Origin of the sequence: Nocardioides cremeus (genome assembly GCF_030518195.1) — a bacterium.
Taxonomy (GTDB): domain Bacteria; phylum Actinomycetota; class Actinomycetes; order Propionibacteriales; family Nocardioidaceae; genus Nocardioides; species Nocardioides cremeus.
This window is the reverse complement of the sequence record NZ_JAULSC010000449.1, coordinates 1-218: the sequence shown is the minus strand read 5'-3', so window position 1 is coordinate 218 and position 218 is coordinate 1. Positions and strand designations below refer to the sequence as shown.

Annotated in this window: 1 protein-coding gene; it reads right to left on the bottom strand. The window is 77.5% G+C overall.

Translation table 11 applies throughout. The annotated features are described in order from the left end of the window. A partial coding sequence (locus tag QWJ41_RS21690; protein ID WP_302710574.1) for an undecaprenyl-diphosphate phosphatase occupies positions 1-218 on the bottom strand: 218 nt, incomplete at both ends.

The window sequence follows — 218 nt, the reverse complement described above, 5'->3', positions numbered from 1 at the left end:
GCCCCAGCCGTAGGCGTTGTCGCCGCCGGGGATCTCGGAGAGCTGGAAGAGCCCGGCGCCCACGACCGCGGGGATGGCCAGCAGGAAGGCGAACCGGGTCGCGGCGGCGCGCGCGAAGCCCAGGAAGCGCCCCCACGAGATGGTCGCCCCCCAGCGGGAGACGCCCGGCACGAGCGCGGCCGCCTGGGCCAGGCCCATCAGCAGCGCGTCGCGCAGCC